Annotated in this window: 19 protein-coding genes, 2 tRNA genes, 3 rRNA genes and 1 pseudogene; 10 read left to right on the forward strand and 15 right to left on the reverse strand. The window is 21.7% G+C overall.

Annotated elements, in window-relative coordinates; genetic code table 11:
* From ACMCL3_RS00335 to rrf, 5 genes are all read left to right on the forward strand, one after another.
* Window positions 1-1,549 (forward strand): 16S ribosomal RNA (locus ACMCL3_RS00335).
* Window positions 1,550-1,604: 55 nt separating this feature from the next.
* Window positions 1,605-1,678 (forward strand) — tRNA-Ile (locus tag ACMCL3_RS00340).
* Window positions 1,679-1,710: 32 nt separating this feature from the next.
* Window positions 1,711-1,783, forward strand: a tRNA-Ala gene (locus tag ACMCL3_RS00345).
* Window positions 1,784-1,833: 50 nt separating this feature from the next.
* Window positions 1,834-4,720 (forward strand): 23S ribosomal RNA (locus ACMCL3_RS00350).
* Window positions 4,721-4,786: 66 nt separating this feature from the next.
* Window positions 4,787-4,902 (forward strand): 5S ribosomal RNA (gene rrf, locus ACMCL3_RS00355).
* The 16S, 23S and 5S rRNA genes sit together here with 2 tRNA genes alongside, the layout of an rRNA operon.
* Before the next feature lie 64 nt (window positions 4,903-4,966).
* Here rrf and rpmA read toward each other — a convergent pair.
* The 4 genes from rpmA to tpiA form a co-directional block, all read right to left on the reverse strand.
* Window positions 4,967-5,224 (reverse strand): 50S ribosomal protein L27, encoded by a 258-nt coding sequence (rpmA, locus tag ACMCL3_RS00360; protein ID WP_412728819.1) that lies wholly within the window; start codon window positions 5,222-5,224, stop codon window positions 4,967-4,969.
* A 10-nt stretch (window positions 5,225-5,234) separates the two neighbouring features.
* Window positions 5,235-5,549, reverse strand: a complete 315-nt coding sequence (gene rplU / locus ACMCL3_RS00365) for a 50S ribosomal protein L21 (RefSeq protein WP_412728820.1) — start codon at window positions 5,547-5,549, stop codon at window positions 5,235-5,237.
* Window positions 5,550-5,625: 76 nt separating this feature from the next.
* Complete coding sequence (gene zwf, locus ACMCL3_RS00370; RefSeq protein WP_412728821.1) at window positions 5,626-7,086, reverse strand: glucose-6-phosphate dehydrogenase; 1,461 nt, start codon at window positions 7,084-7,086, stop codon at window positions 5,626-5,628.
* A gap of 39 nt (window positions 7,087-7,125) precedes the next feature.
* A complete protein-coding gene (tpiA, locus tag ACMCL3_RS00375) occupies window positions 7,126-7,890 on the reverse strand; it encodes a triose-phosphate isomerase (protein ID WP_412728822.1) in 765 nt (254 codons plus the stop codon).
* 306 nt (window positions 7,891-8,196) lie between these two features.
* Between tpiA and ACMCL3_RS00380 the strand changes: the two genes are divergently transcribed.
* Window positions 8,197-8,688, forward strand: coding sequence for a ferritin (locus ACMCL3_RS00380; protein ID WP_412728823.1), 492 nt, complete (start codon window positions 8,197-8,199; stop codon window positions 8,686-8,688).
* Window positions 8,689-8,705: 17 nt separating this feature from the next.
* On the opposite strand, the gene ACMCL3_RS00385 is transcribed toward ACMCL3_RS00380, so the two are convergent.
* The 6 genes and pseudogenes from ACMCL3_RS00385 to fdx form a co-directional block, all read right to left on the reverse strand.
* Window positions 8,706-9,161 carry a 3'-5' exonuclease gene (locus ACMCL3_RS00385; protein ID WP_412728824.1) on the reverse strand — a complete coding sequence of 152 codons (456 nt, stop codon included), beginning with the start codon at window positions 9,159-9,161 and terminating at the stop codon, window positions 8,706-8,708.
* A gap of 338 nt (window positions 9,162-9,499) precedes the next feature.
* Entirely contained in the window at window positions 9,500-9,694 is a 195-nt protein-coding gene (locus ACMCL3_RS00390) for a hypothetical protein (protein ID WP_412728855.1), read from the reverse strand.
* Window positions 9,661-9,825 (reverse strand): hypothetical protein, encoded by a 165-nt coding sequence (locus tag ACMCL3_RS00395; protein ID WP_412728825.1) that lies wholly within the window; start codon window positions 9,823-9,825, stop codon window positions 9,661-9,663. The genes ACMCL3_RS00390 and ACMCL3_RS00395 overlap by 34 nt, the downstream gene beginning before the upstream one ends.
* Entirely contained in the window at window positions 9,791-10,456 is a 666-nt protein-coding gene (locus ACMCL3_RS00400; protein WP_412728856.1) for a UvrD-helicase domain-containing protein, read from the reverse strand. The genes ACMCL3_RS00395 and ACMCL3_RS00400 overlap by 35 nt, the downstream gene beginning before the upstream one ends.
* Before the next feature lie 8 nt (window positions 10,457-10,464).
* Window positions 10,465-10,536, reverse strand: a pseudogene (locus ACMCL3_RS00405) (UvrD-helicase domain-containing protein); the annotation flags it as partial.
* A 155-nt stretch (window positions 10,537-10,691) separates the two neighbouring features.
* Entirely contained in the window at window positions 10,692-11,027 is a 336-nt protein-coding gene (gene fdx, locus ACMCL3_RS00410; RefSeq protein ID WP_412728826.1) for an ISC system 2Fe-2S type ferredoxin, read from the reverse strand.
* A gap of 198 nt (window positions 11,028-11,225) precedes the next feature.
* Between fdx and rpsT the strand changes: the two genes are divergently transcribed.
* The gene (gene rpsT / locus ACMCL3_RS00415; RefSeq protein ID WP_412728827.1) at window positions 11,226-11,486 is read left to right on the forward strand and encodes a 30S ribosomal protein S20; all 261 of its coding nucleotides are present in this window, start codon (window positions 11,226-11,228) and stop codon (window positions 11,484-11,486) included.
* Between the two features lie 64 nt (window positions 11,487-11,550).
* Here rpsT and rpoC read toward each other — a convergent pair whose 3' ends face one another.
* The 4 genes from rpoC to rplJ form a co-directional block, all read right to left on the reverse strand.
* On the reverse strand, window positions 11,551-15,726 hold the full coding sequence (gene rpoC, locus ACMCL3_RS00420) for a DNA-directed RNA polymerase subunit beta' (protein ID WP_412728828.1): 4,176 nt from the start codon (window positions 15,724-15,726) through the stop codon (window positions 11,551-11,553).
* Window positions 15,727-15,807: 81 nt separating this feature from the next.
* A complete protein-coding gene (rpoB, locus tag ACMCL3_RS00425; RefSeq protein WP_412728829.1) occupies window positions 15,808-19,848 on the reverse strand; it encodes a DNA-directed RNA polymerase subunit beta in 4,041 nt (1,346 codons plus the stop codon).
* 79 nt (window positions 19,849-19,927) lie between these two features.
* Window positions 19,928-20,293, reverse strand: coding sequence for a 50S ribosomal protein L7/L12 (gene rplL / locus ACMCL3_RS00430; RefSeq protein ID WP_412728857.1), 366 nt, complete (start codon window positions 20,291-20,293; stop codon window positions 19,928-19,930).
* Between the two features lie 7 nt (window positions 20,294-20,300).
* Window positions 20,301-20,801: a 50S ribosomal protein L10 gene (gene rplJ, locus ACMCL3_RS00435; RefSeq protein ID WP_412728830.1), complete on the reverse strand. Its 501-nt coding sequence runs from the start codon at window positions 20,799-20,801 to the stop codon at window positions 20,301-20,303.
* Between the two features lie 129 nt (window positions 20,802-20,930).
* Here rplJ and ACMCL3_RS00440 point away from each other — a divergent pair, with 129 nt between their 5' ends.
* Window positions 20,931-21,845, forward strand: a complete 915-nt coding sequence (locus ACMCL3_RS00440; RefSeq protein ID WP_412728831.1) for an RluA family pseudouridine synthase — start codon at window positions 20,931-20,933, stop codon at window positions 21,843-21,845.
* Between the two features lie 64 nt (window positions 21,846-21,909).
* Here the strand turns inward: ACMCL3_RS00440 and ACMCL3_RS00445 are convergent, their stop codons facing one another.
* On the reverse strand, window positions 21,910-22,467 hold the full coding sequence (locus tag ACMCL3_RS00445; protein WP_412728832.1) for a YggT family protein: 558 nt from the start codon (window positions 22,465-22,467) through the stop codon (window positions 21,910-21,912).
* Between the two features lie 305 nt (window positions 22,468-22,772).
* On the opposite strand from ACMCL3_RS00445, the gene dnaB reads away from it, so the two are divergent.
* Together dnaB and ACMCL3_RS00455 are read left to right on the forward strand one after the other, a co-directional pair.
* Window positions 22,773-24,149: a replicative DNA helicase gene (dnaB, locus tag ACMCL3_RS00450; RefSeq protein ID WP_412728833.1), complete on the forward strand. Its 1,377-nt coding sequence runs from the start codon at window positions 22,773-22,775 to the stop codon at window positions 24,147-24,149.
* Between the two features lie 168 nt (window positions 24,150-24,317).
* On the forward strand, window positions 24,318-25,538 hold the full coding sequence (locus ACMCL3_RS00455; RefSeq protein ID WP_412728834.1) for an acetate kinase: 1,221 nt from the start codon (window positions 24,318-24,320) through the stop codon (window positions 25,536-25,538).
* Window positions 25,539-25,583: the final 45 nt, after the last annotated feature.

Genomic DNA, 25,583 nt, shown 5'->3' on the forward strand with positions numbered 1-25,583 from the left:
AAATTGAAGAGTTTGATCATGGCTCAGATTGAACGCTAGCGGCAAGCTTAACACATGCAAGTCGAGCGGCAACGAAAAACGGAATTTTGTTTTGTCGGCGAGCGGCGAACGGGTGAGTAATATCTGGGAAGCTACTCAATGGTAAGGAATAACATTTAGAAATGATTGCTAATGCCATATAATATCTAATTTAAAAAAGATTAAAGTGAGTAATTAATCTCACGCCATTGAATGCGCTCAGATGAGATTAGCTAGTAAGTGAGGTAACGGCTCACTTAGGCAACGATCTCTAGCTGGTCTGAGAGGACGGCCAGCCACACTGGAACTGAGACACGGTCCAGACTCCTATGGGAGGCAGCAGTGGGGAATATTGCACAATGGGCGAAAGCCTGATGCAGCTATGCCGCGTGTGTGAAGAAGGCCTTAGGGTTGTAAAACACTTTCAGTAGGAAAGAAAAACATTAATTTAATATGTTAATAATTGACGTTACCTACAAAAGAAGCACCGGCTAACTCTGTGCCAGCAGCCGCGGTAATACGGAGGGTGCTAGCGTTAATCAGAATTACTGGGCGTAAAGAGCACGTAGGCGGTATATTAAGTCAGATGTGAAATCCCTAAGCTTAACTTAGGAACTGCATTTGATACTAATAAACTAGAGTTTTGTAGAGGGGGGTAGAATTCCAGGTGTAGCGGTGAAATGCGCAGATATCTGGAGGAATACCAGTGGCGAAGGCGACCCCCTGGGCAAAAACTGACGCTGAGGTGCGAAAGCGTGGGGAGCAAACAGGATTAGATACCCTGGTAGTCCATGCTGTAAACAATGTCAATTTGAAAGTTGTATCCTTGAGATATAGCTTTCGTAGTTAACACGTTAAATTGACCGCCTGGGAAGTACGACCGCAAGGTTAAAACTCAAATGAATTGACGGGGGCCCGCACAAGCGGTGGAGCATGTGGTTTAATTCGATGCAACGCGAAAAACCTTACCTACTCTTGACATCCAAAAAAAGCATTTTAGAAATAAAATGAACCTTTAAAAAGGAATTTGTGACAGGTGCTGCATGGCTGTCGTCAGCTCGTGTTGTGAAATGTTGGGTTAAGTCCCGCAACGAGCGCAACCCTTATCCTTTGTTGCCAGCGATTAAAGTCGGGAACTCAAAGGAACCTGCCAGTGATAAATTGGAGGAAGGTGAGGACGACGTCAAGTCATCATGGCCCTTATGAGTAGGGCTACACACGTGCTACAATGGTGTATACAAAAAGTAGCTAACTCGCGAGAGCAAGCAAATCTTTAAAGTACATCTCAGTTCGGATTGAAGTCTGCAACTCGACTCCATGAAGTCGGAATCGCTAGTAATCGTAGATCAGCATGCTACGGTGAATACGTTCCCGGGCCTTGTACACACCGCCCGTCACACCATGGAAGTGAACTGTAAAAGAAGTAATTAGCTTAATCTAAGGAAGGGCAATTACCACTTTGTGGTTCATAACTGGGGTGAAGTCGTAACAAGGTAACCGTAGGGGAACCTGCGGTTGGATCACCTCCTTACTTTATTTAAATCGTGAGTGCCCATAGTTACTTTTTATACAACCTATTAAATAATAGGCTTGTAGCTCAGATGGCCAGAGCACACCCCTGATAAGGGTGAGGTCGGTGGTTCAATTCCACTCAGGCCTATTTTTTATATAATTGATTTAAATATTAAATTAGGGGCTATAGCTCAATTGGTAGAGCATCTGCTTTGCAAGTAGAAGGTCATCGGTTCGATTCCGCTTAGCTCCATCTTTTTATTAAATTATTTTAATTTTTTATTTATTATATTATTATTACAAAGTTAAGAAATTAAGCGTATACGGTGGATGCCTAGGCAATCAAAGGCGAAGAAGGGCGTGCAAATCTGCGAAAAGCATTGGTTAGGTGATTGACCCGATATTACCCAATGATTCCCGAATGGGGAAACCCAGTGTTTTAAAAAACACTATTTTGTCATAAATAAATAGTGACAAAAAGCAAACCAGGTGAATTGAAACATCTAAGTAACCTGAGGAAAAGAAATCAATTGAGATTCCCTTAGTAGTGGCGAGCGAAATGGGAAAAGCCAAGAGATATAAAAAAAATAATATTTTTAGTAGAAGTTTTTTGGAAAATAACACAATATAGGGTGATAGTCCCGTATACGAAAAAAATATATATATTTTTCTCTATTAGTAAAACGGGACACGTGTAATCCTGTTTGAATATGGGGGGGCCATCCTCCAAGGCTAAATACTCTTGATTGACCGATAGTGAACTAGTACCGTGAGGGAAAGGTGAAAAGAACCCCGGGAGGGGAGTGAAATAGAACCTGAAACCGTATACGTACAAGCAGTAGAAGCATTTTTTTAAAAAATGTAACTGCGTACCTTTTGTATAATGGGTCAGCGACTTATATTTTGTAGCAAGGTTAACCATATAGGGGAGCCAAAGGGAAACCGAGTCTTAAAAGGGCGTATAGTTTCAAAATGTAGACCCGAAACCCGGTGATCTAACCATGAGCAAGTTGAAAATTAATTAAAATTAATTGAAGGACTGAACTGACTAATGTTGAAAAATTAGCGGATGACTTGTGGTTAGGGGTGAAAGGCCAATCAAACCGGGAGATAGCTGGTTCTCCTCGAAAGCTATTTAGGTAGCGCCTCATGTAATTCATCTTTGAGGGTAGAGCACTGTTTTGGGTAAGGAATCTACCGATTTACTGAACCAATGCAAACTCCGAATATCAAAGAATGTTATCATGGGAGACACACGGCGAGTGCTAACATTCGTCGTGAAAAGGGAAACAACCCAGACCACCAGCTAAGGTCCCTAAATTATAGTTAAGTGGAAAACGATGTGAGAAGGCATAAACAGCCAGGATGTTGGCTTAGAAGCAGCAATCATTTAAAGAAAGCGTAATAGCTCACTGGTCTAGTCAGCTTGCGCGGAAGATTTAACGGGGCTTAAACTATATACCGAAGCTGTGGTAACAATTTAATATTGTTAGGTAGAGGAGCGTTCTGTAAGCCGTTGAAGGAAAATTGAAAAATTTTCTGGAGGTATCAGAAGTGCGAATGCTGACATAAGTAACGATTAAGCAGGTGAAAAACCTGCTCGCCGAATGACTAAAGTTTCCTGTCCAATGGTAATCAAGGCAGGGTAAGTCGGTTTCTAAGGTGAGGCTGAAAAGCGTAGTCGATGATTAACAGGTTAATATTCCTGTACTTTATTTTTATTATTTTAAAAGGGACGAAGAAGGCTAAGCTAGCCAAGTGTCGGTTATCTTGGTTTAAACATGTAGAAGTTAAACTTTAAGATGTGATGAATAATCATTAAATTGATGAATTAGTTGATGCCATACTTACAAGAAAAGCTTTTAAAATTAAAATAAAAATAAAACCGTACTATAAACCAACACAGGTGGTCAAGTAGAGAATACTAAGGCGTTGAGAGAACTCGGGTGAAGGAACTAGGCAAAATTGTGTCGTAACTTCGGGATAAGGCACGCTGGTATTATGTGAAATTCTAAACGAATGTAGCTGAAACCAGTCGCAGATAATTGCTGGCTGCAACTGTTTAATAAAAACATAGCACTGTGCAAACACTTAAGTGGAAGTATACGGTGTGACGCCTGCCCGGTGCTGGAAGGTTAATTGATAAAGTTAATAGTAATATGAAGCTTTTGATCGAAGCCCCAGTAAACGGCGGCCGTAACTATAACGGTCCTAAGGTAGCGAAATTCCTTGTCGGGTAAGTTCCGACCTGCACGAATGGCGTAATGATGGCCAGACTGTCTCCACCCGAGACTCAGTGAAATTGAAATTGCTGTGAAGATGCAGTGTACCCGCGGCAAGACGGAAAGACCCCGTGAACCTTTACTATAGCTTGATATTGAATATTAATTTTTAATGTATAGGATAGGTGGGAGGCATCAAAATTGAAATGCTAGTTTTAATTTAGCCGTCCTTGAAATACCACCCTTTAAAATTTAATATTCTAACTTAATTTCATTAACTGAAATAAAGACAATGTCTGGTGGGTAGTTTGACTGGGGCGGTCTCCTCCCAAAGAGTAACGGAGGAGCACAAAGGTTAGCTAATTACGGTCAGAAATCGTAATATTAGTGCAAAGGCATAAGCTAGCTTAACTGCGAGAGTGACGATTCGAGCAGATGCGAAAGCAGGTCTTAGTGATCCGGTGGTTCTGTATGGAAAGGCCATCGCTCAACGAATAAAAGGTACTCCGGGGATAACAGGCTAATACCGCCCAAGAGTTCATATCGACGGCGGTGTTTGGCACCTCGATGTCGGCTCATCACATCCTGGGGCTGAAGTAGGTCCCAAGGGTATGGCTGTTCGCCATTTAAAGTGGTACGCGAGCTGGGTTTAGAACGTCGTGAGACAGTTCGGTCCCTATCTGCCGTGGGCGTTGGAAGATTGAGAGGAGTTGCTCCTAGTACGAGAGGAGCGGAGTGAACGTACCGCTGATGTTCGGGTTATCATGCCAATGGTATTGCCCGGTAGTTAAGTACGGATAAGATAAGCGCTGAAAGCATATAAGTGCGAAACTTTCCTCAAGATAAGTCTTCCCGAATCTTTATGATTCCTAAAGGAACGTTTAAGACTAAGACGTAGATAGGTTGGATGTGTAAGTATAGCAATATATTTAGCTAACCAATACTAATGAACCGTGAGACTTAACTTTGTTTAATTTAAAAATTTTATATTAAATTGATATATAAATATTTTGGTTATTTTTTAAAATTTTTCGCCTGGCAAAGATAGCACAGTAGTACCACCTGATCCCATTCCGAACTCAGAAGTGAAATGCTGTAACGCCAATGGTAGTGTGAGGTTCCCTCATGCAAGAGTAGGAAATTGCCAGGCATTATTTTAAAAATTATTTTAGATAGTGTTTTATTTTATATAATTTATTATATATTATATAAAATTAAAAAAGTTTTATATTTACAATTTTTTTATTTTTTTGACCTTTTTTTTTAAATTCAATTTTACCTTTTTTTAATGCAAATAAAGTATGATCTTTAGCACAACCTACATAATTACCAGCATGGAATTTATTTCCTTTTTGTCTTATAATAATATTACCAGGAAAAACTAATTCACCACCAAATTTTTTTATTCCTAATCTTTTAGATTTAGAATCACGTCCATTTTTTGTAGAACCCCCAGCTTTTTTTTGTGCCATTGTTTCCTTTTTATATTTTTAATATTTTAATAATTTTAATAATTGTATATTTTTGACGATGTCCTAAATGTTTTTTTTGATGTTTTCTACGTTTAAATTTTATTATTTTTTTTTTAATATCTTTTATATGATTAATAATTTCTGCATTAATTATGATATTATTAATAAAAGGTTTACCAATTTTAATATATTTGTTATTAACAAATAAAAGAATTTTTTTTAATTTTATTTTATTTCCGATTTTATCATTTATTTTTTCAATACATAAAATTTTATTTTCTTCTACTTTATATTGTTTACCACCATTTTCAACAATTGCATACATTTTTAAAAGCCTTTTTAAAAATAATAAAAAAATTTATAATTAATATATCTAATAAAATAAAATATTTAATATTTTTTTAATTCCAATATCTTTTATCATTTTTTAATAAATTATTTGATTCTTCAGGTCCCCAAGAACCGGACTTATATAAGATAGGTGTCATTTTTTTTTCTTTCCATCCATTTATTATAGAATCAACCCATTTCCAAGACTCTTCAATTTCTTCATGACTTATAAAAAGCGTTTTAATACCTTTCATAATTTCTAATATTAAACGTTCATAAGCATCTGGTTTATGATTTTTATCATTTTTTTTATAAAAATTTAAATTTAATTTATTTAATTGTAAATTATATTTATTTTTTAAATTTAATATTTTATTTAATATATGTATTTCAATTCCTTCATTTGGTTGTAAACGAATAATAAGTTTATTTTGTGGTAATTCTTTAATATTATCATTAAATAAATTTATAGGTAATTTTTTATAATATATTACAATTTCTGAAAGTTTTTTATTTAAACGTTTCCCAGTACGTAAATAAAATGGTACTCCTGACCATTTAAAATTATCTATATCTACACGAATAGAAACAAAGGTTTCAGTATTACTTTTTTTATTTAAACCAATTTCTTCTAAATAACTTGACACAGTTTTATTATTAATTATTCCAGATGTATATTGACCTATTACTGTTTTTTTTTCAACATTATTGTAATCAATACATCTTAAAGAACGTAAAATTTTAATTTTTTCATTTTTAATACTTTTAGAATTTAAATTTAATGGAATTGACATAGTGATTAATAATAATATTTGAAGTAAATGATTTTGAACCATATCTCTCATTTGTCCAACTTTATCAAAATATTCAAATCTTCCTTCAATTCCAACTTCTTCTGAAATTGTTATTTGAACAGAATCAATAATATTATTATCCCAATTTGAAAAAAATAAATTATTTGCAAAACGTAATATTAATAAATTAAGAATTGTTTCTTTACCTAAATAATGATCAATTCTATAAATTTGCGATTCATTAAAATATTTTAAAATTTTATTATTTATTTGATTATATGTTTTTAAATTATTTCCTAAAGGTTTTTCTAATACAATACGTGATAATTTATTATTAATTTTTATTTTTTTTAATCCTTTACATATATCAACAAAAGTATTAGAAGGCATAGCAAAATAATTAATTAGAATATTATTTTTTTTGTTTAAAATATTTTTTAAATTTAAAAAATTATTAATATGATAAATATCTAAATTGCAAAATTTTAAACGAGAACTAAATTTTATCCAAATTTTTTTATCAATTTTTTCATTTAAAAAATTAATTAATGATTTTTTTACTAAATTAATATATTCTTCATTTTTCCAATTTGCACGTCCAACACCTATTATACGAGTATCTTTATGAATATATTTAAATTTTTCTAAATAATATAATGAAGGTAATAATTTTCTTTTTGCTAAATCTCCTTTAGTTCCAAAAATTATAAAATCACAAGCTTTCATTATTTTATTCATTTTTTCTCTAATTTTAAATTTAATTATTTTAAAAAATTTTTAATTTTGAAAATTTTTTGAAAATTTTATTATTTTTAAAAAAATATCAAAATTTAAAGATGAATTTCCTACTAAAACACCATTAATATCTGGTTGAATTAATAATTCTTTTATATTTTTATCTGTAACAGAACCTCCGTATTGTATTACAATTTCTTTTGATATTTTTTTATCATATAAATAAATTTTAGAACGTATAAATTTATGTATTTTTTGAATTTCTAAATAATTTATTGATATATCTTTACCAATTGCCCATACGGGTTCATATGCGATAATACAATTTTCAAGTACTTTTATACCCATTTTTTTTATAATATAATTAATTTGATTATAACAAACTTCTTTAGTTTTACCATTTTTTTTTTCGTTATATGTTTCTCCAATACATAATATAGGAATCAAATTATTTTCTTTGACAATTTTAAATTTTTTATAAATTATTTCATCATTTTCATTATGGTTTATTCTTCTTTCAGAATGACCAATTAATACATATTTTACACCTATATCTTTTAACATTGCAACAGAAATTTCTCCAGTAAACGCTCCAAATAAATTAATATCAACATTTTGAGCACATACTTTTATATTACTATTTTTTAATTTTTCTATAATTTTTTGTAAATAAATTAATGGAGGAGCTATAATAACATTATTTATTTTATTTTTATTTATTTCATAAAGTAATTTTTTTATATAATCGTTAATAAAATATTTATTTCCATTTAATTTCCAATTTGCAATAATTAAAGATTTTTTCATATTTTAATATATTTAAAATATTATTTATTGATTATTTAAAAAATAATTTTTAAATACATAAATAAATATTTAAATTAATAAAAAAAAATAAAAATATATATATTGATATTAAATAATTTATTATTTATACTTGATTATTTTAAAAAAATAATTATATTGTATTTATTAAATATTTTAAATTTTATATTTATAAAAAATTTAAAATTATTTAATTATAAAATATAACATTATAATATAATTAATATTAATTAATATTAATTTTAAATAATTTAAAAAAATTATTTATAACAAAGGAGACAAAACCAAATGCTTAAAAATAAAAATATTTTAAATTTAAATAATCAATTAAATTTAGAAAAATATTCTTCTAATCTATATTTACAAATGAGTGCTTGGTGTGAAATAGAAAACTTTAAAAATGCATCAATTTTTTTTAAAAAAAATTCAAAAGAAGAATTAGAACATATGGAAAAAATATTTAATTATTTATGTGATATTAATATATTACCAATAATAAATTCAAATATTAAAATTAAAACAAATTTTAATTCTTTATTAGATGTATTTAAATATGCTTATAAAAATGAAATTAAAAATACTTATAATATTAATTTAATATCTGATTTTTCATTTAAAAATAAAGATTTTAAAACATTTCATTTTTTAAGTTGGTATATTTTAAAACAAAAAGATGAAGAAAAAATATTAAAAACAATTTTAGAAAATTTAAAATTTTTTAATTATAATAAAAAAAATATGCTTATGTTTGATAATTTATTTTTATCAAAATATATTTAAAATAAATAATCAAATATTTATTTATTTACTATTTTAATATATTTAAATGTTATTTCATCTATAAATCTAGATTGGATGGGAAAATTTTTTTTCCCATACAAAACCCTTTCTTTTTGTACAGATAAAATGTAAAAATTTTTTTTACCCTTGTTATACCAACATAAGTAAGTTTTATTTCTTCTTCTAAAGATTTTAAGTCTTTTAGAATATTTACTTGGTAAAATTCCTTCTTCCATTCCTATTATGAAAACTTGATTAAATTCTAAACCTTTTGAAGAATGTAAAGTCATTAATTTTACTGAATTTTCATTTTTTGAGTTTTTTTCATAAATCATTTCAAAATATAATAAAAAAGAATTTAAAATATTTTTTTTAAATTTATTTTTTAAATAATAACTTTTACTTAATTTAATAAATTTATTTAAATTTTTTATTTTTTTATTATTATCTTTATATAATAAAAATATTCCCATATTTTTTAAAATATATTATATTTGTTCATATAATTTTAAATTTAATATATTTTTTTTAATTTTTTTTATTAAATTTATAAAATTTTTTAAATCATTGTATTTTTTATTATTTTTTTTTCTAAAAATATATTTATCATTTTCTATAATGATTTTTTTTATATTTTTTTATACTTTTTATATATTTTATTAATAATTTCAATATTTATATTATTTTCTGAAAAAATTATAATTTTCAATAAATATTAATTTTTATTTAAATTTATAAAAAAATAAATTAAATAAAGAATTTTGAATTTCTTCATTATCTATAAATTTTTTTTCATTAATTACTTCAAATGCTATATTATTATCAAATAAAACTTTTTTTGTATATATAATTGAAAATTGTTTTTATATAAAATTGCACAATCACTATATTTATAACCTTTTTTTAATAATTTTAAAATATTTCTTAAAATATATAAAGCTTCATCATAAATATTTTTATCATAATATAATTTTATAAATTCTCCATTTTCTTTTTTAGTCCATATTTTTTTTTAATACGATTAGAATTATTATTAATTAATTTATTTGCTGCTAATATAATATTATTATTTGATCTATGATTTTCTTCTAAATTAAAAATTTTAATTTTTGGAATTTTTTTTTTTAAATTTTTCAATTAATTCATTTTCTGATCCTCTCCAATTATATATTGCTTGATCATCATCTCCGATTAACATAATATTATTATTTTTATTTTTAATTAAATTTAAAAAATTATATATTAATTTATTAATATCTTGAAATTCATCAACAAATATATATTTTATTTTATTAAAATATTTTTTATAAAAATTTGAATTATTTAATAATAAAAAATTTATTTTTAATATAATTTTTTCAAAATCAAATAAATAATTTTTTTTACAATTTTCTTTATATTTTTTATATATTAATAAAAAATTATCAATTTTATTAAATTTTTTATTTTTATAATTTTTAAAAAATAAATCTAAATTTTTATTATTAATATATTTTATTAATAATTCAATATTATATTTATTAAAATCAATACCTAATTTTTTAATAATATTTTTAATTATATTAATTTGTTCAAATTTTTTAATTATTTTTATTTTAACATTAAATTTTTCATAATAATAAGAATATAAAATTTTATATATTATACTATGAAAAGTACCAATTTTAATATTTTTAATATTATTATTTAATATTTTTTTAACTTTTTTATATATTTCACTAGCTGCTTTTTTCAAAAAAGTAATTACTAAAATAGATTCTGAAGATATTTTTTATTTTAAATTAACCAAATTATACGATTAACTAAAACACTTGTTTTACCACTACCAGCACTTGCTAATACTATTAAATCTTTTTCTTTTTGATGTTATAATTTTAATTTAATTTTTATTCATTTTTTAAAATATTTTTCCCTTTTTTAAATAATTAATATTTATAAATATTTTAAAATATTTATAAATATTAATTATTTAAAATTAAATTAATTAAAAATAAAATTTTTTATTAATATTCATTAATATAATTTATATTATATATAGGTATTTCAATTACTAAATCTTTTTTTTTAATTTTTATTTGACAAGATAATCTACTTTTATTTTCTAAACCCCATGCTTTATCTAAAATTTCTTCTTCAAATTCTCTTAAACAATTTAATGAATTATAACCTTTATGTATTATACAATGACATGTTGTGCAAACACAAGATTTTTTACATGCATTTTCAATTTTTATATTATTATTATGAGCTAATTCTAATAAATTAGTATTATTTTTTGATTCTATAATAAATCCATTTAAACATTTTTTTTTATTTGGTAAAAAAAAAATTTTTGTCATTTTTAATTATTAATATATTTTTTAAAAAAATTATAAAATATTTTAAAATTTAAAATAAAATATTTATTATATTATATTAAATTTTTAAATATTTGTAAATTATTAAATAATTATATATTTATAATATTTTTATTTTTTTTAATATTTATTAAATATTTAATAAATATTAAAAAAATAAATTAATAAGGAATAAAATAATTGGCAAATAATAAATCATCAATAAAACGTATTATACAATCAAAAAAAAAAAAAAAACATAATTCATGTTATAAATCAATGATTAAAACTTTTATCAAAAAAAATTTCTTAATAATAAATAATAAAAATATAACTTTAGCAAAAAATTTTTATATAAAAACACAAAAAATTTTAGATAGACAATCTTTAAAAAATATAATTCATAAAAATAAAGCATCTCGTTATAAATCTATTATATCTAAAAAAATAAATAAAATGTAAAAATATTAAATATTTATTAAAATTGTTTCCCACGAACCATTTAGGTTCGTGGAAAAGTAAATCATTATTCTTTATTTTTAAATAATTTATCAGTTTTCTTTTTTTTATCTTCTTTAATTCTTTCAATACTTTTTAATATTTTTTTTTTATGATACATATAACCACTTCCAGCAGGTATAAGACGTCCAATAATTACATTTTCTTTTAATCCTCTAAGTTCATCAATTTTTTGAAAAACAGAAGCTTTTGTTAAAATTCTAGTTGTTTCTTGAAAAGAAGCAGCAGAAATAAATGAATCAGTTGATAAAGAACATTTTGTAATACCTGATAAATAACGAACAAATGTTATTATTCTTTTATTCTGCATTTTTAATTGTTCATTGATAATTTTTATACGTGAAAAATCAATACTTTCACCAGGTAAAAATTCACTATCTCCAGAATTTATTATAATTACTTTTTTTAACATTTGATGAATAATTACTTCAATATGTTTATCATTGATTTTAACACCTTGTAAACGATAAACTTCTTGTACTTTATCAACAATATATTTAGTAAGTTCACTTATTCCTTTAAGACGTAAAATATCATTTGGAATAATTTCACCATCACAAATTATATCACCTTTTTTAATATTTTCACCTTCAAAAACATTTATTTCTCTCCATTTTGGAATAACAAAATTAATAATTTTATTATCGTTTGATTTTAAAGTTGCATGAATTTTATTTTTAAATTTTTTATTAAATGTAATAATACCATCAAATTCAGCTAAAATTGCAGGGTTTTTAGATTTTTTAACTTCAAATATATCTACAACACGTGGTAAACCTCCTGTAATATCTTTAATATTTTCTGTTTCTTGTGGTTTTCTTGAAATTACATCTCCTATATTAATTTCATCACCTTCTTTAATTCTAATTATTGATTTTGGAGTTAATATATAATGTGCAAATATTTTAGAATTTGGAAAAAATTTAGGTCTATTATAATAATCTACTATCATTAAAACTGGTGTTATTTTTTTTCCTTCATCACTAATTTTATTATTATTTATTATTATCATTGATGATATTCCAGTTAATTTATCATTTTGAAATATAGCATTTTCACCTTCTATAACACCTAAAAATTTAGCAAAACCATATATTTCACTTATTACTAATTTAGTATGTGGTTCCCAATTAACTATAATTTCATTTTTTTTAACAATTTTATTATTTAATTTTAAAATATTTGCTCCATAAGGAATTTTATAAATTTCTTTTATTTGATTTAATTTATTAATTATTTTTAATTTTGAATTACGTGAAGTAACAATAAATTTTCCTTTAATATTTTTAATACATTTAAAATCTTCTAATATAATAATACCATTATTTTTAACTTGTATATAAGATTCAATAATTTCACGAAATGCAACACCTCCAATATGAAATGTTCTCATTGTTAATTGTGTTCCTGGTTCACCTATAGATTGTGCTGCAATTATTCCAATTGCCTCACCTTTATTAATTATACTACCTTTAGATAAATCCATTCCATAACATTTTACACATACTCCAAAATTAGTTTCACAAGTTACAACAGAACGAACTCTTATTTTATTAATTGAATATTTTTCTAAAATTTTACATATTTCTCTATTAATATATGTATTTTTTTTAAATAAAATTTTTGTTCCATTATTAATTTTAACATCTTTTGATATTAATCTTCCAATTATTCGATCAGACATAGAATCTTTAATAGAATCTCCTTCAATTATAGAAGTTATCCATATTCCTTCTTTTGTTCCACAATCATTTTCAGATATTACTAAATCTTGAGAAACATCTACTAATCTTCTTGTTAAATAACCAGAATTTGATGTTTTTAACGCTGTATCTGCTAAACCTTTTCTCGCACCATGAGCTGAAATAAAATATTGTATTATATTTAATCCTTCTTTAAAATTTGATATAATAGGAGTTTCAATAATTGATCCATCAGGTTTCATCATTAATCCTCTCATACCTGAAAGTTGTCTAGTTTGAGCAATTGATCCTCTAGATCCAGAATCTGCCATCATAAAAATATTATTAAAAGAAAATTGTTTTACTTTTTTTCCATTATATATAATATTTTTTTCAAATGATAAATATTTTATTAATTCTTTAGTAACTTTATCATTTGCTATTGACCAAATATCAATTATTTTATTATAACGTTCATAATCTGTTATAAAACCAAATTCAAATTGTTTTTGAATTTTAATTACTTCTTTTTGAGCATCTTCTATAATTTGTTTTTTTTTTTTAGGTATTTTCATATCATCAATAGAAACTGAAATACCTGATTTAGTAGAATATTTAAATCCAATAGACATTAATTTATCTAATAAAACAATTGTTTTTTTAATTCCTAAAGTATGATAACAAATACTTAAAATATTTGAAATCTCATTCTTAACTAAATTTTTATTAATAATATTAAATGATAAACCTTTAGGAAATATTGACCAAAGAATTGCTCTACCAATAGTTGTATTAACAATTTTTTTAGTTTTAAACCAAATATTTTCTTTTTTAATATTTTCACTAATTCTAATTTTTACACGTGCATGTAATGAAACAATTCCATTTAAATATAAAATTTTTGCTTCTTTAATATTTGTAATTAACATACCACTACCTTTTGAATTTATATATTCTCTTGTCATATAATATAACCCTAAAACAATATCTTGAGAAGGAGTAATTATTGGTTCACCATTAGCTGGAGATAAAATATTATTTGTTGACATCATTAATATACGTGCTTCTAATTGAGATTCATTTGTTAAAGGTATATGAACAGCCATTTGATCTCCATCAAAATCTGCATTATATGCAGAACATACTAATGGATGAAGTTGTATTGAATTTTCTTCTGTTAATATTGGATTAAATGCTTGTATACCTAAACGATGTAAAGTTGGTGCTCTATTTAATAATATTGGATGTAAATTAGTAATTTCTTCTAATAAATTCATTACAATATCAGATTTATCGTCTATCATTTTTTTTGCAGTTTTTATTGTATCTGAAATTTTTAATGATTGTAATTTACCTAAAATATATGGTTTAAATAATTCTAATGCCATTTTTTTTGGTAAACCACATTGATTTAATTTTAAAAATGGTCCAACTGTAATTACAGATCTTCCTGAAAAATCTACTCTTTTTCCTAAAAGATTTTGTCTAAATCTACCTGTTTTACCTTTAATTATATCTGATAAAGATTTTAATGGTTGTTTGTTTGAACCTAATATTATTTTTCCTCTACGACCATTATCAAATAATGAATCAACTGCTTCTTGTAACATACGTTTTTCGTTTTTTAAAATAATTTCTGGTGCAGATAAATTTATTAATTTTTTTAAACGATTATTTCTATTTATAATACGTCTATATAATTCATTTAAATCAGATGATGCAAAACGTCCTGAATCTAATGGCACTAATGGACGTAAATCTGGTGGTAAAACGGGTAATACAGTTAATATAAACCATTCAGGTTTATTAGAAGTATTTATAAATGATTCAATTAATTTAATTCTATTTATTGTTTTTTTTTTTTTATTATTAGAATTTATTTCATTTAATTTATATCTTAATTTAACATATTCTGTTTTTAAATTAATTTTTTTTAATAAATATAAAATAGCTTCAGCACCTATTTTAGCAATAAATTTATTACCAAATTCTTTTTTTAATAATAAATATTGTTTTTCATTTATTAATTTTTTTTTTTTAAAATTTACTTTTCCTTTTTTTATTATTATATATGATTCATAATATAAAATTTTTTCTAGATCTTTCATAGACATATTTAATAATAAACAAATATATGAAGGTAATGTTTTTGAATACCAAATATGTGCAATAGGAATAGATAATTTAATATGTCCCATTCTTTTTCTACGTTCATTTTTTTTAGTAATTTCTACTCCACATTTTTCACATTTTCTACCATAATATTTTTTTTTTTTATATTTTCCACATAAACATTCATAATCTCTAATTGGTCCAAATATTTTTGAACAAAACAAACCATCTTTTTCTGGTTTTAAAGTTCTATAATTAATTGTTTCAGAATTTTTTACTTCTCCATAAGACCAAGAAATAATTTTTTTTGGTGATGCTAAAGAAATTTTAATTGCATCAAATTCAGTAACTTTATCTTGATTAGATAATAATTTTAAAGTTTTTGACATTTTTTCCTTTTTATTTTTTTTAAAAGCGTATTTATAATACGCTAATAAAAAATATTATTAAATTAAAAAATAAAATTTAAATTATTTATTTTTAAATAATTCTACATTAATTCCTAAAGATTTAAATTCTTTTAATAATACTTTAAAAGATTCTGGAATATTTGGTTCTGAATAATATTTATTATCTATAATTTTTTTATATATTTTTGTACGTCCTATTATGTCATCAGATTTTATAGTTAACATTTCTTGTAATGTATATGCTGCTCCATATGCTTCAAGTGCCCATACTTCCATTTCACCTATTCTTTGTCCACCAAATTGTGCTTTTCCTTTTAATGGTTGTTGAGTTACTAAACTATATGACCCTGTAGAACGTGCGTGAATTTTATCATCTACTAAATGATTTAATTTTAACATATACATATAACCTACAGTGATTGGTTTATCAAATTTTTCACCAGTTTGTCCATCATATAAGGTAATTTGTCCTGATGATGGTAAACCACTAAACTTTAAAAACTCTTTAATTTCTTTTTCATTAGCTCCATCAAAATTAGGTGATGCAATTGGAATACCATTTTTTAAATTTTTTGCTAATAATAATATATCTTTATCATTAAAATTATTAAAATTAATTTTTTGAATATTATTATCTCCGAAATTATAAATTTTTTCTATAAAATTTCTTATTTTATATATTTCTTTTTTTTGTTTCAACATTTTATTTATTAATTTACCTAATTGTTTTGCTGCCATACCTAAATGAACTTCTAAAATTTGTCCAACATTCATTCTTGAAGGAACTCCTAAAGGATTAAGAATAATATCTATTGGAATACCATTTTCATCATATGGCATATCTTCTATAGGAATAATTTTAGATACAACACCTTTATTTCCATGTCTACCTGACATTTTATCACCTATTTTAATATTTTTTTTAGTTGCTATATATATTTTTATAATTTTTAATATTCCAGGTTTTAAAGAAAATGAATCTTTATATTTTTTTTCAAAATTTTTTATTTTTTTTATATATTTTTTTATAATAATTATATATATATTATTTAAATTTATTAATTTTTTTTCTTCTTTATTATTTTTTAAAATAAATTTAAATAATTTTTCAATTTTAATTTTATTAATTATTTTATAATTTATATTATTATAATTAAATAATTCATAAAAACAATTAAAAAATGTTTTGAAAATTTTATTTATTTCAATTTTAATATTTTCTCTTAAATAATTTAAATTTTCTTTTTCATTTTTTTCTTTATATATATATTTTTTTTTATTTTTAATTTTTTTTTTTTTTTTTTTAAATATTTTTATATTAATAACTTTACCAGAAATTCCATTTGGTACACGTAATGAAGAATCTTGATATTCAGATATTTTTTTTTCAAATATTGCATATAATAATTTTTCTTCTGATTTTAATTGTTTTTCAATTTTTGGAGTAACTTTACTTACTAATATTTCACCTTCATTAACTTCAGAACCAATTTTTATAATACCAAATTTATCAAGTTTTAATAAATCATTTTTAGAAATTCCTGGTATATTAGTAGTAATTTTTTCATAACCTTCTTTAGTATCTTTTATTTCACATATTAATTCATGTATATGAATAGTAGCAAATTTATCTTTTTGTAATACTCTTTCTGAAATTAATATTGAATCTTCAAAATTATATCCATACCATGTCATAAATGCTACACGTATATTTTTACCTAATGCTAATTCTCCATTATTTGTTGATGAACCATCAGCTAATACATCACCTTTAGAAACTTTTTCATTATAAGATACAATAGGTGTTTGATTTATACAAGTATTTTGATTTGATCTTGTATATTTTATTAAATTATATGAATCAGTATTAGATTTATTAAAAATAATATCTTTATTTTCAACTTCTATTATAATTTTTTTAGAATCTACATATTTAACTATTCCACCTCTTTTAGCTGTTATTAAAGAACCAGAATCTGATGCAATAATACGTTCTATACCAGTTCCTATTAATGGTTTTTCGGTAATAAACATTGGTATAGCTTGACGATGCATATTTGAACCCATTAAAGAACGATTAATATCATTATGTTCTATGAATGGTATTAAAGAAGCTCCAATTGATAAAATTTGTTGACTTGATATATCTATATAATTTATCTTTTTATTTTCAAATAAATTTGTTTCTCCATTATATCTACAAATCACAAATTTATCAATAAAAAATCCTTTTTTATTAATATTAGAATTAATTTGAGCTATTATAGAATTTTCTTCTTTTGCTGGTGATAAATAACAAATTTTATTAGTAATTTTACCGTTTTCAACATATCTATAAGGTGTTTCTAAAAAACCATATCTATTAGTTTGTGAATATAATGCTAAAGAATTAATAAGTCCAATATTTGGACCTTCAGGTGTTTCAACTGGACAAATACGTCCATAATGTGATGAATGTATATCTCTAACTTCAAAACTAGCACATTCTTTATTTAATCCACCTATACCTAATGCTGAAATACGTCTTTTATGTGTAATTTCAGAAAGAGAATTATTTTGATCTAAAAATTGAGAAAGTGGATTAGAAATAAAAAAGTCTTTAAATAAAATTGTTATTATTTTAAAATTAATTAAATCTTTTGGAAAAGTTTTTTTTTTATGTGTAGAAAGTTTTTCTTTAATATATTTTTTAGTACTTAATAAACTTAAATAAAATTGATTATTAATCATTTCACCAACTGAACGAATTCTTCTATTTTTTAAATGATCAATATCATCTATTTTTTCTTTACCATTTTTAATATTTATTAATTTTTTAATAATTAAAATAATATCTTTTTTATTTAAATAAAATGATTTAGGTTTTTTTTTAATTTTGTTATAAATAGAATAATTTATTTTTAATCTACCTATTTCAGATAAATTATATTTTTTCCCAGAAAAAAATAAATTTTCAAAAAATTTTTCTGCAATTTCTAATGTAGCAGGTACACCAGGTTTTAAAATATGATAAATTTCAATTAACGCACTTAAACGATCATAAGATTGATCAAAATGTAAAGTATTTAATATATAATCTCCATTATCTATATTATTTGTAAATATAACTTCTATTTTATTATAATTATTTTTTTTTAATTCTTTTAAAATATATTCAGATATTGTCATATTTGCAATACAAATTAATTCATTATTATTATTATAATAATCTTTTGCTATTACTCTAGTAAAAATAAAATTATAAGGTATATTAATAAATTTAATTTTATCTTTTTTTAATTTTTTTAAAACACTTTCTGTTATTCTTTTACCTTTCTTTACATATAACTTATTTTTTGATATAATATCAAATAATGCTATTTCATTTTTTAGGTTATTTGATAAAATATCTATTTTTATATTTTCATCACTTATATCAATTGTAATTTTATTAAAAAACAATTCAATAATTTGTTCTACATTATAATTTAATGCTTTTAATATCATAGTTACTGGAAGTTTTTTATTTTTATCAATACGTGCAAACAAAATATCTTTAATATCGAACTCTATATTTAACCATGACCCTGAATAAGGTACTATTTTAGCACTATATAAAATCTTTTTAGATATATGTTTTTTACCTTTATCACTTTCAAAAAATATTCCAGGACTACGATGTATTTGAGATACAACAACTCTTTCAACACCATTAACAACAAATGTAGCATTTTTTGTCATTAAAGGAATTTCACACATATTAAATTCTCTAATTTTTGTAAATTTAATTTTTTTTTTAGATTTATCAAATATAATTAATTTTAATTTTATTTTTAATATTCCACAATAAGTAATACCTCTATTTTTACATTCTTGATAATCATATAATGAATTACTTATATAATGTTTAATATATTGTAATTTAATATTACCATTATTATTATAAATTGGAAAAAAATTATTTAATAAATTTCTAATACCTATTTTTTTTTTTGAATCATTTTTAATAAATTTTTTAAAAGATTCTATTTGAATAGAAAGAAGATGTGGAATTTTATAAGATTGAGAAATTTTACTAAAATTTTTTCTTATACAGATTTTTTCAATATTAGAATATTTCATTTATTTTCCAATTTTAAAATTTTTAAATTTTTCATAAAAGACTGAAATTAATATCAGTCTTTTATTTATAAATAATTTTTTATTTAATTTCAACAATTGCACCAGAAATTTCTATTTTTTTTTTTAAATTTTCTGCATCAATTTTATTTAAATTTTTTTTAATAATAGTTGGTGCAGATTCAACAAGATCTTTTGATTCTTTTAATCCTAATCCAATAATACTACGTATTGTCTTAATAACTGAAATTTTATTAGAACCAAAACTTTTTAAAATAACATCAAATACAGTTTTTTCTTCAATAATTTTATCATTATTATTAGTATTATTTACTACAAAATTAGATGAAACATTAAATTTTTTTTCAATATTTAGAACAAGTTCAGTAATATCTTTAATTGTCATAGATTCTATAATTTCTAACATTTTTTCTTTATTATTCATTATATCCTAATTATAAAATATTACTATTTATTTTTTTTTTTTTTAAATTATTTAAAACACGAATAAATTTACCTAAAGAAATTTCTTTTAATACCCAAATTAATTTTGATAATATTTCTTCTAAAGTAGGTAAATTAGCTAAATTATCAATTTCTTTATTTTTAATAATATTTCCCTCATAAGCTGCTAATTTAATTTTAAAATTTTTATTTTTTTTTTCAAATTTTTTAAAAAGTCTAATAGATAATCCAGGATTATCTTTTGAAAAACACATTATATTATTTCCATATATATCATTTTTTAAATATTCATAATTTGTTTTAATACAAGCTATTTTAAATAGGTTATTTTGTATTAACAATATTTTAACTTTTATTTTTCTACTTTCTTTTCTTAATTCATTAATTAAATTAGAATTAATTTTATTAATATTTATCATTGTTATAAAAATAGAATTATTAATTATTTTTTTAACTTTTTTAATTATTTTTTTTTTTTTATTTTTATTCATTTTTAATTATATAAAATTATAATAAAATATTTAAATATTTTTATTTAATTTTAAATTATTTAAATATTTAAATAATTATTATTAATAATTATTATAAATTTTATAAAATATTATTAATAAAAATATTAAATGATTATAAAAAAAATAATTAAAATTAATAATATTTATTTAAATAAAAGATTAGATAAAATATTATCTATTTTATTACCAAATTATTCCAGAACATATATTAAAAAGATAATTTTAAATAATAAAGTAAAATCTAATTTTAAAATAATTAATAATCCTAAAAAAAAAATAATAAAAAAAACTTTAATTGAAATTTTTTTAAATAAAAATATAAAAAAAATAAAAATTCAAAATATTAAATTAAATATATTATATGAAGATAAATATATATTAATTATTAATAAACCCTCTAATTTTATAGTTCATCCTGGATATAAAAATTATAATAATACATTAATAAATTCTTTATTATATTATAACATTTATTTAATTTTTATTAATCGTATAGGTTTAGTACATCGTTTAGATAAAGATACATCAGGATTAATTATAATTGCAAAAACATTTTTAACAAAAAAACTTTTTTTAAATATGTTCAAAAATCATAAAATTATTAAACAATATAAAACAATAGTAGAGGGTAAAATTAATATAAATGGAATAATTAATATACCAATATTAAGAAATAAATATAATCGTATTAAAATGAATATTAATAAAAATGGAAAAAATGCTATTACATATTTTAAAGTTTTAAAAAAAATTAAAAATTATACTGAACTTAAAATTCAAATAAAAAGTGGAAGAACACATCAAATAAGAGTTCATATGTTATACATAAAACACCCAATTATAGGAGATAAAAAATATAATTTAAATAAAAAATCTAAAAAAAATTTTTTAAATAAAATAAATAAACAAATATTACATGCATATTTAATAGATTTTTATCATCCAATTTATGGATTTAATATAAAATGTTATTTAAAAAATACTTTTGATATTATAAAATTAATTAATTTATTAAATAAATAATTATAATTTAATATTTTTATTATTTTATAATTAATTATTTAATTAAATAAAAATAATTTTTTAATTATAACATAAACCAAACATTTCCAAATAAATCAATACCTAAATAATTTATTAAATAAAGTATTAATATTATAAATAAAGAATAATAATTATTACTTTTTATTTTAGGTAATAAAATCTTAAATAAATTAATAATTTTATTTGATAATTGTGAAATAAATTGTTTAAATAAACTTTCTTTTTGATTAAAAAAATTCATTAAAATAAACATACTAAATATCCAAAAAATTAAATAATTTAATATTTTTATTAATGATACTAAAGATAAAATTAAAATTGTTGGTAAACTAATAACAGGAGATGTATTTTGTATATAAGATAATATTAAAAATTTTATTATCATTAATCCAAAAGATATTAAAAATGATATTTTATATATTGAATTAAATATAGGAATAAATTTTTTAAATAAATTAATTGGAAATTGTGTAATTTTAATAATAAAATTAGCAAATGGATGTTTAAATTTTTTTAAAGTCCATTCTATCCAAGCTCTTAGTAATATACTAATAGTTAAAAAATCTATTATATTTTTAATTAAAAAATTAAATGTTAACATTTTTATCCTTTTATATTTATATTATAATTATAAATTAATTTATAATTAATTTATAATGTTAAAAATAACAAAATATTTATAATTAATGAATATTTAAGATTAAAATATTAAATAAATAAAAATATAATATAATATAATTTTAAAAAAATCAAGTTTTTTTTAAAATAAAATATTTAATATAATATTACAAATTAATTTTTTATAAATATTTATAATAATTTATTTTTATTTAATTTAATAATAAATATTAATATTAATAATTTATTTTTAATAATATTAAATTATTTAATTTTTTAAAAGGAAAAATGATTAAAAAAAAAAATAAAATAAACGATATAAAAGTTAATAATATAAAAATATTACCTCATTCTTTAGAAGCTGAACAATCTATATTAGGTGGAATAATATTAGAGAATAGTCATTGGGAAAATGTTATAGAAAGAATTGATATGAATGATTTTTTTAGTATTCAACATAAAATTATTTTTAATGAAATGGATTATTTATTAGGTATTGGTAAACCAATTGATTTAATTACTTTATCAGAATCTTTAAAAAAAAAAGATAAATTAAAAATAGTAGGAGGATTTGCATATTTAGCTGAATTATCTCAAATTACTCCAAGTATTTCAAATATTATAGCATATGCAGATATTATACATGAAAGAGCAATTGTAAGAGAAATGATAACAGTTGCAAATGAAATAGCTAATGCTGGTTATAATCCTAAAGGTAGAAATTGTGAAGAGTTAATTGATTTTGCTGAAACAAAAATTTTTAAAATTGCAGAAAATAAAATTAAAAAAGATTTAGGTCCTCAAAATGTTGAAAAAATTTTAGATACAACAATTTCGCGTATTGAATTATTTTATAAAAACCCTAATAACGGTATTATTGGTATAAATACTGGATATCATAATTTAAATAAAATTACAGGCGGTTTACAAAAATCAGATTTAATCATTATTGCATCACGTCCATCTATGGGTAAAACTACATTTGCTATGAATTTATGTGAAAATATTTCTATGATTAAAAAAAAACCTGTATTAATTTTTAGTTTAGAAATGTCAGGTGAACAAATTATGATGAGAATGTTATCATCATTAACAAGAATTAATCAAAATAATATTCGTACTGGTCAATTAAATGATAAAGATTGGTCACGTATATCTAAAATTATGGGTATTTTATTGGAAAATCGTAATATATATATTGATGATTCTTCATGTTTAACTATTAGTGAGATTAGATCAAGATCAAGAAGAATTTTTAGAGAAAATAATGGATTAAGTTTAATAATGATAGATTACCTTCAATTAATACGTGTTCCATATTTATTCAATAATAGAACATTAGAAATAACTGAAATTTCACGTTCATTAAAAGCATTAGCAAAAGAATTAAATATCCCTGTATTAGCTTTATCTCAATTAAATAGATCACTTGAGCAAAGATTAGATAAACGTCCAGTTAATTCTGATTTAAGAGAATCTGGTTCTATTGAACAAGATGCAGATTTAATAATGTTTGTTTATAGAGACGAAATATATAATAAAAATAGTAATTTTAAAAATATAGCACAAATTATAATAGGTAAACAAAGAAATGGTCCTATTGGTTCTATATATTTAAATTTTAATGCAAAATTAGCACGTTTTGAAAATATTTTAGATAGATAATGAATTTTTTAAATTATTATATTTTTATTAAATTAATAAAAATTAAATAATATAAAAAATTTATTTTTTTAAAAAAAATTTATTAATTATAATATAATATTATTTAAATATTTTTTAAAAATATTTAAATAATTATATCTTTAATATATTATTTATTATTAATATAAAATGATTAAAAAAAATATTTTAGTTATAAATTGTGGTAGTTCATCTATTAAATTTTCAATTATTAATCCAATTAATGAAAAAAAAATTCTTACAGGAATAACTAAACATTTAAAAAATAAAATATATTTAATAAAATGGAAAATAAATAATATTAATTATAAAAAAAAAATAAATAAAATAAATTCTAATTTAGAAATATTAAAATTTATTTTTACTTCAATTATAATTAAAAATAAAAAAATATTTAAAAATTTATTTTCTATAGGTCATCGTATAGTTCATGGAGGAGAACATTTTTCAAATTCTGTAATAATTAATGATAAAGTAATTAATTCTATAAAAGATTCAATAAAATTTGCACCACTTCATAATTCTGAACATTTAATTGGAATTTATAAAAGTTTTAAATATTTTCCAAATTTTATTAAAAAGAATATTGCTGTTTTTGATACAGCGTTTCATCAAAGTATTCCAAAAAAGTTTTTTTTATATGCTTTACCATATAATTTGTATAAAAAATATAAAATAAGAAAATATGGTGCACATGGTATAAGTCATAAATTTATAACTTTAAAAACTGCTAATATTTTAAATAAAGAAATTAAAAATATTAATATAATTTCATGTCATTTAGGGAATGGATGTTCAATATCTGCTATTAAAAATGGTAAATGTATTGATACTTCTATGGGACTAACACCATTAGAAGGTTTAGTAATGGGAACAAGATGCGGTGATATAGATTCATCAATAATATTTTATTTATATAATTTTTTAGGTATAAAAATTGATAAAATTAATAAAATTTTAAATAATGAATCAGGATTATTAGGAATAAGTGAAATAAGTAATGATTTAAAATATATAGAAAAAAATTATAAAAATAAAAAAAATTTTAAATTAGCAATAGATATTTTTTGTCATAGATTATCAAAATATATAGGTTCTTATATAACATTATTTAATAAAAATTTTGATGCTCTTGTTTTTACTGGAGGTATTGGTGAAAATTCAGAATTAATAAGAGAATTAACTATTAATTCTTTAAATATATTAAATTTTAAAATAGATAAAATACTTAATAAAAACATTTATTATAAAAAATCTGGTATTATAACTAAATTTAATAGTCGTTTAGCTTTAGTAATTCCTAGTAATGAAGAATTAATAATTGCAAAAGATTCATATAATATAATAAATAATAATAAATTTATTAATTAAATGTTAATTTAAAAAATATTAAATATAAAAATTTAAAAAGGAATA

The sequence above is a fragment of the Enterobacterales bacterium endosymbiont of Anomoneura mori genome, assembly GCF_047159375.1.
Lineage (GTDB): Bacteria > Pseudomonadota > Gammaproteobacteria > Enterobacterales > Enterobacteriaceae_A.

Bases quoted from the DNA above. Each gene is read 5' to 3' on its own strand.
- rpmA (WP_412728819.1), bottom strand. From the start codon at position 5,224: ATGGCACAAAAAAAAGCTGGGGGTTCTACAAAAAATGGACGTGATTCT.
- rplU (WP_412728820.1), bottom strand. From the start codon at position 5,549: ATGTATGCAATTGTTGAAAATGGTGGTAAACAATATAAAGTAGAAGAA.
- zwf (WP_412728821.1), bottom strand. From the start codon at position 7,086: ATGAATAAAATAATGAAAGCTTGTGATTTTATAATTTTTGGAACTAAA.
- tpiA (WP_412728822.1), bottom strand. From the start codon at position 7,890: ATGAAAAAATCTTTAATTATTGCAAATTGGAAATTAAATGGAAATAAA.
- ACMCL3_RS00380 (WP_412728823.1), top strand. From the start codon at position 8,197: ATGCTTAAAAATAAAAATATTTTAAATTTAAATAATCAATTAAATTTA.
- ACMCL3_RS00385 (WP_412728824.1), bottom strand. From the start codon at position 9,161: ATGGGAATATTTTTATTATATAAAGATAATAATAAAAAAATAAAAAAT.
- fdx (WP_412728826.1), bottom strand. From the start codon at position 11,027: ATGACAAAAATTTTTTTTTTACCAAATAAAAAAAAATGTTTAAATGGA.
- rpoC (WP_412728828.1), bottom strand. From the start codon at position 15,726: ATGTCAAAAACTTTAAAATTATTATCTAATCAAGATAAAGTTACTGAA.
- rpoB (WP_412728829.1), bottom strand. From the start codon at position 19,848: ATGAAATATTCTAATATTGAAAAAATCTGTATAAGAAAAAATTTTAGT.
- rplJ (WP_412728830.1), bottom strand. From the start codon at position 20,801: ATGAATAAAAATAAAAAAAAAAAAATAATTAAAAAAGTTAAAAAAATA.
- ACMCL3_RS00440 (WP_412728831.1), top strand. From the start codon at position 20,931: ATGATTATAAAAAAAATAATTAAAATTAATAATATTTATTTAAATAAA.
- ACMCL3_RS00445 (WP_412728832.1), bottom strand. From the start codon at position 22,467: ATGTTAACATTTAATTTTTTAATTAAAAATATAATAGATTTTTTAACT.
- dnaB (WP_412728833.1), top strand. From the start codon at position 22,773: ATGATTAAAAAAAAAAATAAAATAAACGATATAAAAGTTAATAATATA.
- ACMCL3_RS00455 (WP_412728834.1), top strand. From the start codon at position 24,318: ATGATTAAAAAAAATATTTTAGTTATAAATTGTGGTAGTTCATCTATT.